General features: G+C 57.3%; 8 protein-coding genes. 1 reads left to right on the top strand and 7 read right to left on the bottom strand.

Annotated features, from left to right (window positions below; translation table 11 throughout):
• Nucleotide 1: 1 nt before the first annotated feature.
• Entirely contained in the window at nt 2-3,145 is a 3,144-nt protein-coding gene (locus tag AC2FID_RS16085; RefSeq protein ID WP_496837663.1) for an efflux RND transporter permease subunit, read from the top strand.
• 919 nt (nt 3,146-4,064) lie between these two features.
• On the opposite strand, the gene AC2FID_RS16080 is transcribed toward AC2FID_RS16085, so the two are convergent.
• The 7 genes from AC2FID_RS16080 to AC2FID_RS16050 all read right to left on the bottom strand — a co-directional run bounded on the left by AC2FID_RS16080 (nt 4,065) and on the right by AC2FID_RS16050 (nt 16,990).
• Entirely contained in the window at nt 4,065-5,450 is a 1,386-nt protein-coding gene (locus AC2FID_RS16080) for an aldehyde dehydrogenase family protein (protein ID WP_496837662.1), read from the bottom strand.
• Nucleotides 5,447-7,120, bottom strand: a complete 1,674-nt coding sequence (locus tag AC2FID_RS16075; RefSeq protein ID WP_109310516.1) for an acetolactate synthase large subunit — start codon at nt 7,118-7,120, stop codon at nt 5,447-5,449. Before AC2FID_RS16075 ends, AC2FID_RS16080 begins: the two co-directional genes overlap by 4 nt.
• Nucleotides 7,121-7,207: 87 nt before the next feature.
• Nucleotides 7,208-8,716, bottom strand: coding sequence for an FMN-binding glutamate synthase family protein (locus AC2FID_RS16070; protein ID WP_496837683.1), 1,509 nt, complete (start codon nt 8,714-8,716; stop codon nt 7,208-7,210).
• A gap of 1,165 nt (nt 8,717-9,881) precedes the next feature.
• Complete coding sequence (locus AC2FID_RS16065; RefSeq protein ID WP_496837660.1) at nt 9,882-12,542, bottom strand: molybdopterin-dependent oxidoreductase; 2,661 nt, start codon at nt 12,540-12,542, stop codon at nt 9,882-9,884.
• Nucleotides 12,542-12,874, bottom strand: a complete 333-nt coding sequence (gene nirD / locus AC2FID_RS16060; RefSeq protein ID WP_282120617.1) for a nitrite reductase small subunit NirD — start codon at nt 12,872-12,874, stop codon at nt 12,542-12,544. Before nirD ends, AC2FID_RS16065 begins: the two co-directional genes overlap by 1 nt.
• Nucleotides 12,871-15,306 (bottom strand): nitrite reductase large subunit NirB, encoded by a 2,436-nt coding sequence (gene nirB, locus AC2FID_RS16055; protein WP_496837659.1) that lies wholly within the window; start codon nt 15,304-15,306, stop codon nt 12,871-12,873. Before nirB ends, nirD begins: the two co-directional genes overlap by 4 nt.
• 4 nt (nt 15,307-15,310) lie before the next feature.
• The gene (locus tag AC2FID_RS16050; protein WP_496837657.1) at nt 15,311-16,990 is read right to left on the bottom strand and encodes an ABC transporter ATP-binding protein; all 1,680 of its coding nucleotides are present in this window, start codon (nt 16,988-16,990) and stop codon (nt 15,311-15,313) included.
• Between the last annotated feature and the right edge of the window lies 1 nt (nt 16,991).

Genomic DNA, 16,991 nt, shown 5'->3' with positions numbered 1-16,991 from the left:
CATGATTGCCTGGTTCGTCCGTCACCCCGTTGCGTCCAACCTTCTGATGGCGTTGATTTGCACCCTGGGTCTCGCAACCGTCAGCGATATCGAACGCGAGACCTTTCCCGACACCACCGCCTCCACCGTTCTGGTCTCTATCTCCTATCCCGGCGCCTCGGCCGTCGATGTGGACGAGGATATCTGTACCCGGCTGGAGGATGCGATTTCCGGTACTGACGGATTAGAGGAACTTTATTGTCTCTCCATCGACGGACGTGCCTCAGCCACGGCCGAGCTGGAGACCGGCGGCGATATCATCCAGTTCTACAACGACGTCTCCTCGGCCGTCTCCGGCGTGGACGACTTCCCCGATGATGCTGAGACACCCTCAATCGAGCGAGGTGGGCGCACCGAGATGATCGCACAGATCGGCATCTCTGGGATCGACGGCAAGCAAGGACTGCTGGAATATGCCGACGAGCTGGCCAGCACGCTCCAGAGTGTGGACGGTGTGACCGAAGCTACCGTGTCGGGGCTGACCGATCGAGAGCTGCGCGTAACTTTCGACGACGAGGACCTGCGCCGCTACGGGCTGTCGAGCCAAGACGTGGTCGATGCGATCAACGCCCGCTCGCTCCAGCAGCCGCTGGGTGAGGTCGAAACCACTGAGAAGAGCCTCGTGCTGCGTTATTCGGACGTGCGTCGCTCGGTTGCCGATCTCGAAGACCTGATCGTATTGCAGAACCAGAACGGTGGCATCGTCCGGCTCAAGGATCTCGCAACCGCACGGATCGTCGACAGCGACGAGAACACGCAAAGCTACATCAACGGTGCGCAGGCGGTGACCATCCAGATCATGAAGGCGTCGGAAGGTGATTCCATCCGTATTTTCGAACGTGTCGAGGCGATTTTGGAGGCGGAGCGCGCAGCTTGGCCGAAGCCATTCGAAATTACCGTCATCAACAACATGACTGAGATCGTTGAGGAACGCCTTTCCCTCATTGTCAGCAATATCGTGATGGGCTTGGCGCTGGTTTTTGCGGTGATGTGGATGTTCTTCACACTCAAAGAGGCGCTCTGGATCTCGGCCGCACTGCCGGTTTCCTTCCTCGGCGGGCTGTTTCTGATGAGCGCTCTGGGCGTCACCATCAATATTTTCACGCTCATCGCGCTCCTGCTGGCAGTTGGGCTGATCATGGACGATTCAATCGTCATCGCCGAGAATATCGACAAGTGGCGCCGGCGCGTCGGCGGCAAGGAAGCTGCCTGGCGCGGCACGCAGGAGATCTTGCCAGGCGTGTTGTCCTCTTTCCTGACCACGGCCTGCGTCTTCGGCCCGCTGATGTTCATCGACGGCGACCTTGGACAGGTGCTCAAATACATCCCGATGGTGCTGCTGATGACGCTGGCATTGTCCTTGCTTGAAGGCTTCCTGATCTTGCCGCATCACCTGAGTCATATCGGGAAGGGGGCGCCCGCCGAGTACAAGGATCGACCAGCTGCGCGGGTGCTGGAGCGGTTCAAGGAGGGTGTTGTCATTCCCACCGCCGCAGCGCTGGCGCGGGCCCGCTACCTGACCGTCGGCAGCGTTCTAGGCGCGCTCGTCCTCTCGATCGGGTTGGTCGCGTCCGGTCAGGTCAAGGTGGTTGGCTTTCCAGAGGTGGAGGGCGACACGATCGAAGCAAAGATTGCGCTGACCTCGGGGATCGCCCGCCATCGCACCCTGGCCAATGTCGAGCAGATTCTCGAGGGCCTCGAACGGGTGGATGCGCAATTCAGCCCTGAAACTGAGGGCGCCGCGCCGCTGGTCGAACGTGTCCTTGTCAGCTACGGCTCTAACTCGAGCGTTAACGACAATGGCTCGAACACCGCGACGGTGACCGTCGACCTGTTGGAAGCTGGGAAGCGCAATGTGAGTGCCGACGAGGTCCTGCAGGTCTGGCGCGCGGAATCCGGCACGCTTCCAGACCTTCACCAGATAAGCTTTGCCCAGAACGAGGCAGGGCCGGGGGGCAATGACATCGATATCGACGTCTCGGGAAGCGATCTAGGGGAGATCGAGGCGGCCGCATCCGAAGTCCTGTCACGGCTCTTGGAGCGGATTGACGTCAAAGAGGCCTATTCCGATTTCTATGGTGGCCGTCAAGAAGTGAAACTAACGCTGAACGAATACGGTTATACCGTCGGGCTGACACCGCAATCGCTCTCGGCGCAGCTCCGCCAGGCCTTTCAAGGCTCGGAGACCGACACGTTCCACACCGGAGCGTCGAGCGTGAACGTGCAGGTGCAGCTGGGAGACACAGTCGCGAACTTCACCGAGCTGGAACAATTCCCGATCATCGTCGGCGGCGGCAAACAGACCGCCCTGATCTCGGTGGCCGATATGGAACTCGCTGCCTCCTACCCGACGATCACACGTAAGGATGGGCGGGTCGTCGCCAATATCATCGGCCAGATCGACCGCAAGGCCACCACCTCCACAGCCATTTCGGCCTTCGTGCTGAACGATGTCGCGCCGGAACTGGAGCGACAATACCCCGGCATTTCGATCTCAATTGGCGGAGCCACCGAAGAACAACAGAAGTCGCAATCTTCGGTCGCCACGAAGCTGCTATTGGGGCTTGTCGGCGTGTATATGGTACTCGCCTTCCAATTCCGCAGCTACACGCTGCCGCTGGTGGTGATGCTGTCGATCCCCTTTGCGCTGATCGGCACGATCCTTGGCCACTGGGCAATGGGGTTGAGTCTGTCGATGCCCAGTCTGATCGGCTTTGCCTCGCTTGCGGGGATTGTAGTCAACAACGCCATCCTTTTCCTGACTTTCTTCCAAACCCACCTGCAAGGAGACGACCACGTTGCCGCAGCACTGGATGCCGTCCGTGCCCGCTTCCGGCCGATCATCTTGTCGACCGGGACGACGGTGGCCGGGCTTCTTCCCTTGATCTCCAACACCTCGGTCCATGTGCAAACCACAGTGCCCCTCGTTGTCTCGGTGGCAGCTGGTCTAACGGCCTCGATGATTCTGGTGACACTGGTGCTGCCATCTCTGCTCAGTATTTATTTCGACATTTTCTCGGTGCAGAGATGGGTTGGAAAGTTCGATGACGCGGAGGGAGGAGACATCCGGCGCAGTAAGGATTGCCGTCGGAGGCCTGAAGTATAAGCAAAAACTTGCGACAAACCTCGGCTTTGCAGAAAGCCTACTGCATTTGGCCAGGTTGGACTGGTCAGTACCCGATTTTATGCATCTTGTGTCGTCGACAAAGGCCGCTGAGTGTAGACCTGCTTACCGTGATAACAGCGACCCGTTGAGCCTTTGTTTTCGACAGCACGGGTATCAAGACAGAGGGTAAAGCTGAATAGTTTGCTCGCAAGCATGGACGCCCTATGCGGTGATTTGGCGCAAGATACACACCGGCATTGATAAGGAAACGCTGGAAGCGCGCCATTGAAGTCACCACCAGAAATGTCGCTGACGCTCGCTGTTACCTGAGTTAACTGCCCGGACCCCGGTTGATCAGGACAACGGTTTCGTGACCGCATACGGTGCTTGCGACAAGCAAATGCCGTGACGCGATGGCCACGAGTGGCGCACATGCCGTCATTCTCCCGCACAGGAATGCCAATCTTTGAAGTCCACAAACATAGATGCCATCGCCCGAAACGAGGCGGTCACTGCCTCGCGATACCTATGCCGCGCCATATGGCGGACCTGGATCGGATATCACCGCCAAAGCCACGTCGAGACCAAGATGCATTGGATGAGACTGCTAGGCCTTCCTCTCGGTAGATTGTTCCGCAACCGCCTGCTGGGCAAGGGCTGGCGTAGGACTCGCTTGACAGGATGCCTAAATCCAGGCCCAAGTCTCCGTCCTAAACCGCTACTCTAGGCATAACCGTCACAGTGCCCATGGGATAAGTCCGTCCGTTGGAAAGGAACCTACGAACAGAACCTGATTTGTCCAACAAAGCCATTGCGAGACTGAGAGATGACCGCCGTCACCATACTTTTTTGATAAACCGCATGATTGAGAAGCATGATCGCATTTAGATCGAGCTTTAGTTTCTAGTCCAACGGAGCCTCATAGCTTGATCACCGCCATCTTGTCATGCGTCATGTCGTGCATAGTATAGCCGATCCCACCTGTGTTGTAGCCTGACTGTCGGCGGCCCGCGAAGGGCATCCAATCGACCCGGAACGCAGTGTGATCGTTGACTATAACCGCTGTGGCATCCAGGCGCTGAATGGCTTGCATCGCCGTGTCCAAGTTTTTGGTAAAGACCGCAGCCTGAAAGGCAAATGGCAAGTTATTCGCGGCCCTGTAGGCATCCTCCGGTGCGTCATAGCCATAGACACAGACAACCGGCCCAAAAACTTCCGCCGTTGAGACCCGGGCATCAGAAGACGGATTCAGCAGGACAGTCGGGGCATAGGTTGTCGGGCCAAGTCGTTTTCCACCGGTCAGCAGCGTCGCACCGCCTTGAACCGCCTCGTCCACCCATTGTTCGACGCGGTCAACTTCGGTCGGGCGAATAAGGGGGCCGCAATCGACATTGGGGTCGGTGGCGTCCCCAACCGTCAGTGCCGCCGCCGCATCCGCTAGTTTTTGAGCGATCTCTACGGCTGATCCGGTCGGTGCAAAAACCCGCTGAACCGAAACACAGACCTGTCCGGAATGATAAAATCCCCCCTTGGTTAGGGATGGGATCATCGCATCAATGTCGGCGGTGTCATCCAAAATTACAGGCGCAACCCCGCCATGTTCCAACGCACAACGTGTGCCGGGTGCCAGTTTGGAACGTAACATCCAACCCACCCGCGCCGAGCCAATGAACGAGAAAAAGCCGACGCGGGGATCGGTAATCAATGTCTCGGCCACATCATTTTGGCAGGGGGCAAAGCAACACCATTCGGCGGGCAGACCGGCCTGATGCAAGATATCCACAAAGGCCTGACATGACATGGGTGTATCCAAAGCGGGTTTGACGATCACCGGGCATCCGGTGGCCACTGCCGGGGCAACCTGATGCACAATCAGGTTGAGCGGGTGGTTGAACGCGCTTGCCGCAACCACGACACCAATCGGTTCGCGCTGCGTAAACGCGACACGTCCTGCCCCGGCCTCGGTCAGGTCCATCGGGATTTCGCGCCCTGTCATCTGTCCAATCTCATGAATGCACAGCTCGACCCCGTCGATGGCGCGCTTGACCTCGACACGGGCATCGACAAGGGGTTTGCCGCCTTCATTGGCGATCAGAAACGCCAGTTCTTCGGCCCGGTCAGACATCAGCCGCGCGGTTTCTTTCAGAATTTCGATCCGCTGATAGGCGGGCAGCCAACCATCACGATTGCGGTGAAGATCCTGCGCGGTGCTTAACATGGGCTCGATCTCAGCCCACGAACGGGTTTCGACGCTGCCGATCGACTGCAGGCTGTATGGGTTTACGACATCTACGATACCGCTCATATCAAGCACACCTTGGCGGCCAGCTCGTCAATCAATACCCGTTGGTTTTCGCTGTAATCCACCGGCAGGTCGACCAGATGTACACCGCCAGCGGCAAATGCGGCCTCAAAGGTTGGAACCAGATCTTCGGTGCGTTCAATTCGGTGGCCAGTTGCGCCATAGCTGTTGGCATATTGCACAAAATCGGGATTGTTGAATTCCAGCCCCCAATCATCAAACCCGGCATGTGACTGCTTCCACCGGATCATGCCGTATGAACTGTCATTGAGCACCGTGACCACAAGGTTCAGACCTAGCCGGACTGCGGTTTCAATCTCCTGGCTGTTCATCATGAACCCGCCATCGCCGCAAATCGCCATGACCCGGCGTTCGGGATAGAGTTTGGCGGCCATCATGGCTGAGGGCAGCCCCGCCCCCATCGTGGCCAACGCGTTATCCAGCAACACTGTGTTGGGCTGATACGCCAGATAATTACGCGCATACCAGATCTTGTAGATACCATTGTCCAACGCGATGATGTCGCAATCGCCCATAACCTTGCGCGTATCCGCAACAAAGCGCTGCGGGATCACCGGGAATCGTGGATCATCTGCCCCCGCCGAGGTGTGCAGGTCGGTTTCCCGTTTGACGCGCTCAAAATAGGCGCGATCAAAATCCAACGGCCCGCCCAGCTTTTCGCCCAGCCGCGCAATCGATTGTGCCAGATCCCCGACCACCTCGACCTGAGGGAAATAGACCTGATCGACCTGTGCGGCCTTGTAGTTCACGTGGATCACCTTGGTGCCGCCTTCCTCCATGAAAAAGGGCGGCTTTTCGACCACGTCATGGCCCACATTGATGATCAGATCGGCTCGGTCGATGGCGCAGTGCAGGTAATCTCCGTCCGACAACGCAGCCGTGCCAAGGAATAGATCAGAGCGTTCGTCCACCACGCCCTTACCCATTTGTGTGTTGAAGAACGGAATCTGCGTGTCTTTCACAAACTGGCTGAGGGCACTGCGCGCGTGTTTGCGATTGGCCCCAGCTCCCAACAGCAGCAGCGGCATCTTCGCCGCCCGGATCAGATCTGCGGCTTCGTTGAGGACCGTGTCACCGGCCACGGCATAGTGGCGCGGATGTGGTTTCAGCACAGGTTCGTCGGTTTCCTCGGCTGCGATATCCTCGGGAAGTTCCAGCAGCACCGCGCCGGGGCGTTCCTCTTGAGCGACGCGAAACGCCTCGCGGATCAGGGACGGGATGGTGTTGCCGTGCACGATCTGCTTGGACATCTTGCAGATTGGTGCGAACAGGCCCACCACATCGATGATCTGAAACTGACCCTGTTTGGATTTCTTGATCGGTTTTTGACCGGTGATCATGATCAGCGGCATACCGCCCAGATGTGCATAGGCCGCTGGTGTGGCAAAGTTTGTGGCCCCGGGCCCCAGCGTTGCCATGCAGACCCCGGCCTTGCCCGTCAGGCGTCCATAGGTGGCTGCCATGAAGGCCGCGCCCTGTTCGTGACGCGTTAGCACCAGCTCAATCTTTGAGGTTCTGAGCGATTCCAGAACGTCCAGATTTTCTTCGCCCGGAACTGCAAAGATGTATTCAACACCCTCGGCCTCAAGCGCGGCGACCAACAGGTCCGACGCTTTGGTTGGGATTGTTGCGATAGGTGTTGAAGGTGACATGTGATCTCCTGATGTTTGCGGGGTCAACGCGAATGGCCGCCCCGCAGGCAGCCGGGGCTGCCGTGTCCTTTGATTATACAGATAAGTTTATTCAGCTGCCTGCATTTGTTGTGGTTTCGGGTAAAGGTCATCCATCGATGCCGAGCGTCCGTTGTCCAGAACGATGCGCGCATGATATCGTTTCAGCAGACGCGGTTCAGCCACACCGCAACTGTGAGCGATGATCCCAATCTCTTTTTTCATGTTCTTAACATAGCTGGCGACACGTTCCGCCTTGCTGACGGGATCAAGCCCGAATTGCAGTTTTGGATTGTGGGTCGTGATGCCCGTGGGACATGTATTCTTGTTGCACTGCAGGGCCTGAATGCAGCCTAGCGCGAACATGAATCCCCGCGCTGAGTTCACAAAATCAGCACCTGCGCAAAAGGCCCATGCCACTTCGGACGGGTTGATCATCTTGCCGCTGGCGCAGACCATCACTCGATCTTTCAGCCCGTACTTCCTGAGCATATCCACCGTCAGCGGCAGGCTTTCACGCAGAGGCATGCCCATATTGTCGATCAGGCTCATCGGGGCAGCGCCCGTGCCGCCATCAGAGCTGTCGATGGTAACGAAATCTGGTGCACTTTCTGGACCGCGCTTGAGAATTTCCTGGCACAGGCTTTCGAAGAATCCGTAAGCGCCGATAACCGCTTTGAAGCCGACCGGCTTGCCGCTCACTTCGCGCACATAGCTTATCATGTCCAACAGATCGCCCACGCTGTTGATTTCGGGGTGTCGGTTAGGGCTGATGGCATCCTGACCGACCTTCAGACCGCGAATTGCAGCAATGTCCTCGGTGACCTTGGCGCCGGGCAGAATACCGCCCTTGCCGGGCTTGGCGCCCTGACTCAACTTGATCTCAAACATCTTTATGGCGTCATGGGCCGCAACTGCGCGCAGCTTGTCTTCGTCAAAACCGCCTTCCGGTTTGCGTACGCCAAACTTGCCGGTCCCGATCTGGAAAACGATATCCGCGCCGCTTTCCAAGTGATAGGGCGACAGGCCACCCTCGCCAGTGTTGATCCAGATACCCGCCGCTTTTGCACCCGATGACAACGCCCGCACGGCCGGAACCGAGATTGCCCCATAGCTCATGCCGGAAATGTTAAAGACGGAATCGGTAGTATATGGGTGTTGCGCAAATGGTCCGATGGTCACGGCTGACGGCTCTTGCGCGTCCTGTTCCAGCGTTGGAAACGGGCAATTCACAAAATAAACCGTCCCGGTAGGGCGCAAATCACGGGTCGAGCCAAAGGCCACGGTGGAATCCACGTTTTTGGCGGCACGGTATACCCAGGACCGTTCGGCCCGATTGAACGGCATCTCTTCGCGGTCCTGTGCAAAGAAATACTGACGAAGGAACTCGCCCATGTGCTCAAAGAAATAGCGGAACCGTGCGACCACCGGATAGTTGCGACGCAAAGTGCTTTCGGTTTGGGTCTTGTCACGGAAATAAATCACCACGATCCAAAGCACGGCGAGACCGATGGCAAAGATGAAAGCATAAGAGAGGACTTGCAATAGGGTCAGGATCACACTCGATAGCTGTGACATCATTTATGCCTCCGAATTTTGTTCTTGGTTGAGGGTCGATTGATGGATTTTTCATCTGGCTGGATCGTTGATGATCCGTCAGGGGTGCATGGTTAGAAGTTAGATCGCGACAGAAGTGCGCCTAGTCCAATCACAAACGGTCAATTTTTGGTCATACACTCATAATTCAAGTGTTCCGTAGCAGACCCTGAAGTGTAGAGGCGACCGCTGGCTTCGATGTGCCACTGTGGGTTTGTAAACAATCCAATTTGGAGGCGTCGATTGAACAGATTAGCATGATTGGCTTGAACCTAACGAAGATTGTGTTTCAGGTTCATGGTTGGGTCAGAAATGCTTGACGTTTGGGTCAGAATTGAATGACGCGATTCACTGATTTATTGAGGTTTTGACAGTCGATTGAGTCAAAGGTCAGTGACGTTCCACATTTCCTGTTGAACGTCACACGAACCTGACCCAATCGTCATAGTTGGACCAGAAACTAGGTGAACGTTCGACGTCCGAAGGCGCCCCCCAACGTTGGACATCAGTTGAATTTGACCTTTGCGTCATCAACTAACACACCGTTCCCATTTTATGCTCCCGCACGCAGTTTGATTTGTTCTGACTTCCCTTTCGGAAAATCAGAGCTGATTTGTAGGTCAGACAGCGAAGCTGCCTGTTCCTGCTAATCTGCCACGTGGCGAACGCGGGAGGGGGCAAGGCAACGCTATTCGACAGGGGTGGTGCGGCCCGCAGGCACAGCCGAGGATACGGCCCTGTCTAATAGGGTTACCCGAGGGGGAGGGCAGCGCCCTCACCCTGACGGCCAAGGGCGTTTGGCTTGTCCAAATCCCGCTGGCCCGCGAAAGGAAAGCGGCGTGAAGGGTGATAGCTACTATTGGCGATCATTAAATTACCTAATAGCGAAAGTGACATTCGGCCCTAACCTGCCGTTCGGTTGCGGTCGCCTTAGCCGTTGTGCGGCGCGTCAGAGGAGACATTCGCCGCAAACGCGAAACTGGGACGCGAGTGTTGGTCTGGAGCACGGGCGAAGCCATCGTCTGACCAAGTTGTTCGAACCGGTTAGGAAGGCCCAATTTGATCTGTTCTATAGATGAATGGAACCTGCGCTGGCTTTGAAAACCAATCATAGCGGACCGCAGTACCGTTCAAAGGAACCTTGAATCTACGCGGATTGTTCTTGCCGGCAGTTCTTCTGTTTGTTGCGGATTGATTTCGAATGCTCGGTGAGCAAGTCTGCCAACTCTGGCCGGCAAGACCCGCAATTCGTTCCAGCCTGAAGGGTATCTCCGATATCGTCCACACTGATCATATGTTGGTCATGAATGGCACGGATGATGGTTTTTAGCCCGACTTCGAAACAGGAACAGACAATTGGTCCGCAATCTTCTGAAGACGCAGAGGAACGGCCAGACAAAATCTGCTGAGGCGTCACCTTGGGAAAGCTTGCCAAATAGTCTCGCATCAATGTGATAGGTTGGCGCGAGACGAAGAGCGCTGCCAATACGCGCTGCCCGTCTGTCATCGCTATTCTGTACGAGCCCCTCTTTGGATCTTCTACTACGGTGGCCTCGGCATCCGGTAGCCCAAACCATTCGCGGGCAGTGCTTTCCCAATTGTCTATGATCTGCATGCCTGCCAACTCCATCCTGTAGCCGTTGGGTGTTTTGGCAGTTGCCCAGTACTCTGAGCCAGGGGCCGCCGCGTCAACTGAAACGGCAAAGCCGTACCACGCGGCATGCATAGGTTTTACAGATACCGCTGTTGACTTACTTTCCGGCTGTCCTGAAATCGGATCAGTCACACTTGGAACAAGCGCATCCACACAGGCTGATGGGGCCGTTTCGGCCGTCCAGTGAATTGGCGCAAACACTTGACCTGGTGCCACAGTCTCCGTGATGCGAAGCCGAAATATACCGCTTCCAACTGAGCTGTTGAGTTCAACCAAATCTGCGGCACTAAGGCCCAATCGATCAACGTCGTTGGGATTAACGTCAACATAAGGCTCGGCAAGATGGGCAGACAGGCGCGGCGACAACCCGGACCTTGTCATGGTGTGCCACTGGTCCCTGTTTCGTCCCGTGTTCAAAAGAAACGGAAATTGTTCAGAAGTCGTCGCCTTAGGTGGACGATGGGTAACAGGCACAAAACGTGCTTTGCCATCAGGATGGAAAAACTGCCCATCGCCGAAAAAACGGCCATCTGATTTACGAGATGTCGTCGGCCACCGTGTTGCGCTCAGCGCTTCATAGTCTTCGTCATCAAGGTCCGAAAAATTTGTAATATCCAGATCCTTGCCAAATGATACAGCGAGCGAAGTCATCTTAGCGTATTCTCGAAAAACCTGTGCTGGGGTTTTATAGCTGAATGCTTCTGTCCAGCCCATGCGGCGGCCCACTTCGGCCAAAATATCCCAATCCGCGCGCGCTTGTCCCGGAGGCGCCAAAACGGCGCGTTGTCTGCTGATCGTGCGGTCTGAATTGGTCACTGTACCGCTTTTTTCGCCCCAACCCGCTGCTGGCAGCAATATGTCTGCGACACGCGCGGTATCTGTTCTGTCGGTCAGGTCGCTGACAACTGTGAATGGACAGCTTTCGATGGCCGCCTTCACTCGGTCTGCATCTGGCATAGTGGCCGCCGGATTGGTGTGGATGACCCACAGTGCTTTGATCTGGCCGCTTTCGACAGCGCGAAACAAGTCAACCGCTTTGAGCCCCTGCTTCTGTGGCATGTTGGGTGCTTTCCAGAAATTCCGGACGGCTGAATTGTGGGCTTTGTTTTCGATATCCAAATGACAGGCGAGCATGTTGGCCAAGCCGCCCACCTCTCGACCACCCATGGCGTTTGGCTGACCGGTGACTGAAAACGGACCCATCCCCGGGCGACCGATCCGTCCGGTGGCCAAATGGCAGTTCAGTATCGCGTTGACCTTGTCGGTTCCGCTAGAAGACTGGTTCACACCCTGACTAAAGATCGTCACAACGCGCTCGGTACCGATCCATAGATCGCAGAAAGCTTCAATCTCACCAGGGCGCAGCCCCGTCTCATCAGGATCGTCAAGCTGTGCCAGCTCGACGGCCTCATTGAACCCAACGCTGCGATCCAGAAATTCCGCAGACACATGCCCGGTTTGGTGAATTCTGGCCAACAATCGGTTGAACAATGCGACGTCGCTGCCCGGTTGAAGCGCCAGATGGAGATCGGCTTGATCGCAGCTTGCTGTTCGACGTGGATCAATAACCACAATCTTCGTTCCGCGCGCCTGACGCGCAGCTATGACCCGTTGATAGAGCACAGGATGGCACCAAGCGAGGTTCGAGCCGACCAGCACAACCAGGTCAGCCTGATCCAGATCCTCATAGGTTCCAGGCACCGTATCTGTGCCGAAAGCGCGTTTGTGCCCTGCCACTGTAGATGCCATACAAAGCCGAGAGTTGGTGTCGATATTCGCCGAGCCCATAAAGCCTTTCATCAGTTTGTTGGCGACATAGTAATCCTCGGTCAGCAACTGCCCCGAGACGTAAAAAGCGACGCTGTCCGGCCCGTGTTCAGTTATCGCGGCAGAGAACCGGTCTGCAATCAGTTGCAACGCGTTATCCCAGCTGGTGTCCTGACCAAAGGCGCGAGGAGCCAGCAACCGGTGTTCCAACCCCACGGTTTCACCCAAAGCCAACCCTTTCGAGCACAAACGACCATGGTTCGCTGGATGATCCGGGTCGCCCCGGACAGTCAGCCCTCCAACTCCATCTGGTCGCAGAAGCACGCCGCAGCCAACGCCGCAATACGCGCAGGTCGAGCGAACTTCGGGCAGACCACTTCCGTCCATCAAGCCGCGCTCCGCCGGGAAACCGCGCTGTCGTCCAATAGGATACGACCGTCTTCAAGACGCACCGGATAGGTGGTGATGCTGCCATCATCCGCGCCTTTAGCTTCGCCCGTGTTCAGGTCAAAGACCCAGTTGTGTAGCGGACAGGTGACTGACTGGCCGTGGACGATGCCCTCGGACAATGGGCCGCCCTTATGCGGACAGTTGTTGGTCGCGGCGAATACTTCCGCCTCGGCAGTACGGAAGACGGCGATACAGCCGATATGGGTTTTCACCAGACGCGCTCCGCGCACCGGCACCTCATCAATATGTCCGATGTCGATCCAGCTCATTCCGCAGCCTCCAATGTAAAATCTGCAATCGGCGCGTAGGTCTGCGCTTTTTCTTTGACGTGTTCGGCCCACGGGTCTTTGCGGTAGATGCTTTGCGACAGTTCGAACCGGGCGACCAAAGCAGCGCGGTTTTCAAGATCGTCCACGACCTGAGCTTTGACCCAGTCCATGCCAACCTTGCCCAACCATTTGTACAAGCGGTCCAGATACTTGCCGCCTTCGCGATAGGCTTGGGTGACGGCCATCGCGACCTCGATTGCTTCGTCCTCGGTGGAGACTTGGCAGAGCAACTCGGTCTCTTTTACGTCCATGCCTGCGGCACCGCCGATGCTGATCTGATAGCCCGAATCCACGCAGACCACGCCGATATCCTTGCACGTCGCCTCGGCGCAGTTGCGCGGGCAGCCTGACACGGCAAGCTTCAGCTTGTGCGGCGTCCACGCCCCCCACAGGGTCTTCTCCAGCTTGATCCCTAGGCCTGTACTGTCCTGCGTGCCAAACCGGCAATGATCCGTGCCGACGCAGGTTTTGACCGTGCGCAGACCCTTGGAATAGGCATGGCCCGAGACCAGACCAGCCTTGTTCAGATCCGACCAGATCGCAGGCAGGTCCACACCCTTTACGCCCAGCAGGTCGATGCGCTGACCGCCCGTGACTTTGACGGTTGGCACGTCGTACTTATCGGCAGCATTGGCAATGGCGCGCAGCTCTTCCGGTGTCGTGATCCCTCCCCACATTCGGGGCACGACACTGAATGTGCCGTCTTTCTGAATGTTGGCGTGTTTGCGTTCATTGACGAAGCGGCTTTGCGGGTCGTCTTGGTACTCCAGCGGCCAATCCGCCAGTAGATAATAGTTAATCGCCGGGCGGCAAACATGGCAGCCGTTGGGCGTGGTCCAGCTGAGTTCCTGCCAGACAGCGGCCTGGCTTTTCAGTTTCTGCCCCTTGATCAGACGACGTACATCCTCATGCGTCAGGTCGGTGCAACCGCAGATCGGTTGCGCGGTTGGCATTTGGAAGTCGTCACCCAGCGTCACCTGCAACACCTGTTCCACCAGTCCAGTACAGGTGCCGCAGGAAGCACTCGCCTTGGTGCCTGCACGTACCGCGCCCAGATCGTCGGCACCTGCGTTGATCGCCTCGACAATCTCGCCTTTGCATACGCCGTTGCAGCCGCAAATCTCCGCCTCAGGCGGCAATGCTGCAACGGCTGAGAGAGGGTCCGCGGTGTCGCCCCCCTGATAGGCCGGGCCGAAGATCAGCGTCTCACGCATCTCGTCGATGCTGGTGCCGTCCTTGATCAACCCGAAGAACCAGCTACCATCGGCGGTGTCGCCATACATGACAGCACCAACCAGCCGATCCTCTTCGATAACGAGGCGCTTGTAGACGCCGCGCGAAGGGTCGCGAAACACGATGTCTTCACGCCCCGGCCCGTCAGCGAAATCGCCGGCACTGAACAGATCGCAGCCCGTGACCTTCAGCTTGGTCGAGAGGGTTTTCTGCGCGAATGCGGCGTCTTCTTCCAACAGAGCACGCGCCGCCACTTTCGCTTGATCGTAGAGCGGAGCGACAAGGCCAAAGATCTCTCCGCCATGTTCGACGCATTCACCCACGGCATAGACATCCGGGTCCGAGGTCAGCATTTGATCATCCACATGGATGCCGCGACCGGCGGCCAGCCCGGCCTCGTGCGCCAGCGCCGTGTTGGGACGGATACCCACCGCCATAACCAGCAGGTCACAGGGCAGTTCGGTCCCGTCGTCCAGAAGCAGCGCGCGAACCTTTCCGTCCTGCCCCAGAATTTCCTTGGAGTTCGCCTGCAGGCAGATCTTGATGCCTTTGTCTTCCAGCGACTTCTTCAGCAGGTAGCCTGCGGCTTCGTCCAGTTGACGCTCCATCAGGTGGCCCATTATGTGGACAACGGTGACGTCAACACCATGCGCGACCATCCCTGCAGCGGCCTCGAGCCCCAGCAAACCACCGCCAATTACGACGACCTTGTTTTCCGGACTCATGCCCATCATCTGCTGCGTGTCTTCCAAATCGCGATAGGCGATCACACCATCCAGATCATGCCCCGGCAAAGGGATGATGAACGGGTTCGACCCGGTCGCGACGACTAGCTTGTCGTATGGAACATGTCCGTTCTCGCCCTCGACCACCTTCATCTCACGGTCGATCTTGGCCACCTTCTCTCCAAAGCGGCAGGAGATGCCCCGCTCGGCATACCAAGTGTCGTCATGGGTGACGATCTCTTCATAGGTCTTCTCACCCGACAGAACCGGGCTGAGCATGATGCGGTTGTAGTTCCCGCGCGGCTCAGCGTTGAACAGGGTGATTTCGAACGCATCCGGTGCGGCGTCGGTCAGGTGTTCCAGCACCCGACCCGAGGCCATGCCTGCGCCTATAACAACTAGTCTTTGCTTCATGATTTCACTCCGCTGCAATCGCCTTGGGGGCGGGCGATTTCGGCTTGGCGCCGTGTTCGTATTCTTCAAGGAAATCGAGAACTTCCTGCCGGTAGGCGTAATAATCCGGGTGCTCCAACAGGGCCTTGCGAGTCCTTGGGCGCGGCAGGTCGACCTTGGTGATTTTACCGATGGTCGCCTGCGGACCGTTGGTCATCATCACTACGCGGTCGGCCAGCAGGATCGCCTCGTCCACATCATGGGTGACGCAGATCGCAGTCACCTTTGTGCGGGACCAGACCTCCATCAGAACTTCCTGCAATTCCCAGCGTGTGAGGCTGTCGAGCATCCCGAAAGGCTCATCCAACAGCAATAGTTTGGGCGACAGAGCAAAGGCGCGGGCGATACCGACACGCTGCTTCATCCCGTTCGACAGGTCAGAGGCAGATTTGTCCATCGCATCGGCCAGTCCGACGCGTTCCAGATAGTACTCCACCACGTCCTGCCGCTCGGCCAGGCTTGCATTGGGGTAGACCTTGTCGACACCAATCGCGACGTTTTCCTTGGCGGACAGCCAGGGGAACAGGTTTGGCGATTGGAACACTACAGCGCGTTCCGGGTCGGCGCCTTCGACGTGACGGCCATCTAACTTGATCGCGCCCTTGGAGATGTCATTAAGACCTGCGGCCATGGTCAGAACTGTGGACTTGCCGCAGCCGGAATGGCCGATCAGAGAGATGAACTCACCCTTGTCGATCTTCAGGTCAAAATCCTCGACCACGGTCAGAGGGCCTTTGGGCGTCGGATACACCTTGTGCAGCTGCGAGAAATCGAGGAAGCGGTTCTCAATCATCCCCTTTTGCGCCTCGGCCACCGCCGTTGGAACCCCGTGGATTGGGGTGACATCCGGCAGGGTACGAGTGCCTTCGACCTTGGCCTCGATCCCTACGTCCATCAGATATTTGGTGACGTCCGCCCGCAAGCGTTTGAACGTCTCATCGTTGTTCATGGCACCGCGTTCGCGCGGTCGCGGGATCGACACGTGGAACTCCTGCCCCAGCGTGCCATCGGGGTTCAGTGCAATGATCCGGTCGGCAAGAATGATTGCTTCATCGACGTCGTTGGTAATCAGCACGCAAGTCTTCTTGTCGGCTTCCCAGATGTGTTCGATCTCGTCCGCCAGATTGGCACGGGTCAAAGCGTCGAGCGCCGACAGAGGCTCATCCAGCAGCAATACCTCAGGGTTCATCGACAGCGCCCTCGCCACGTTGACCCGCTGGCGCATCCCGCCGGACAGTTCCGCCGGGCGGCGCGTCGCGGCCTGGCTGAGACCCACCATCCGCACGTAATGCGCAACCTTCTCGGCTTTCTCGACCTTGCTGAGATCGGGGAAAACCGTATCAACTGCCAGCCCGACGTTACCGCTGACTGTCAGCCAAGGCATCAGCGAGTAATTTTGAAAGATCACCCCGCGTTCCGGGCCGGGGCCCTTGATTGGAGCGCCTTTGAACGTGACCTCTCCGCTGGTCGGGCGATCCAGCCCGGCCATCAGGTTGATCAGGGTCGTCTTACCAGTGCCTGAGAAACCAAGGATCACCAGAAACTCGCCCTCTTGCACGTCCAGATCGATGCCTTTCAGCACATCGGTGCGCGCAGTGCCTTCACCGAAGGATTTAGAGGCGTCCTTGAAGCTTAAAATGCTCATC

The organism is Ruegeria sp. CDSC068 (assembly GCF_059610545.1).
This window is presented reverse-complemented; position numbering and strand designations above follow the sequence as displayed.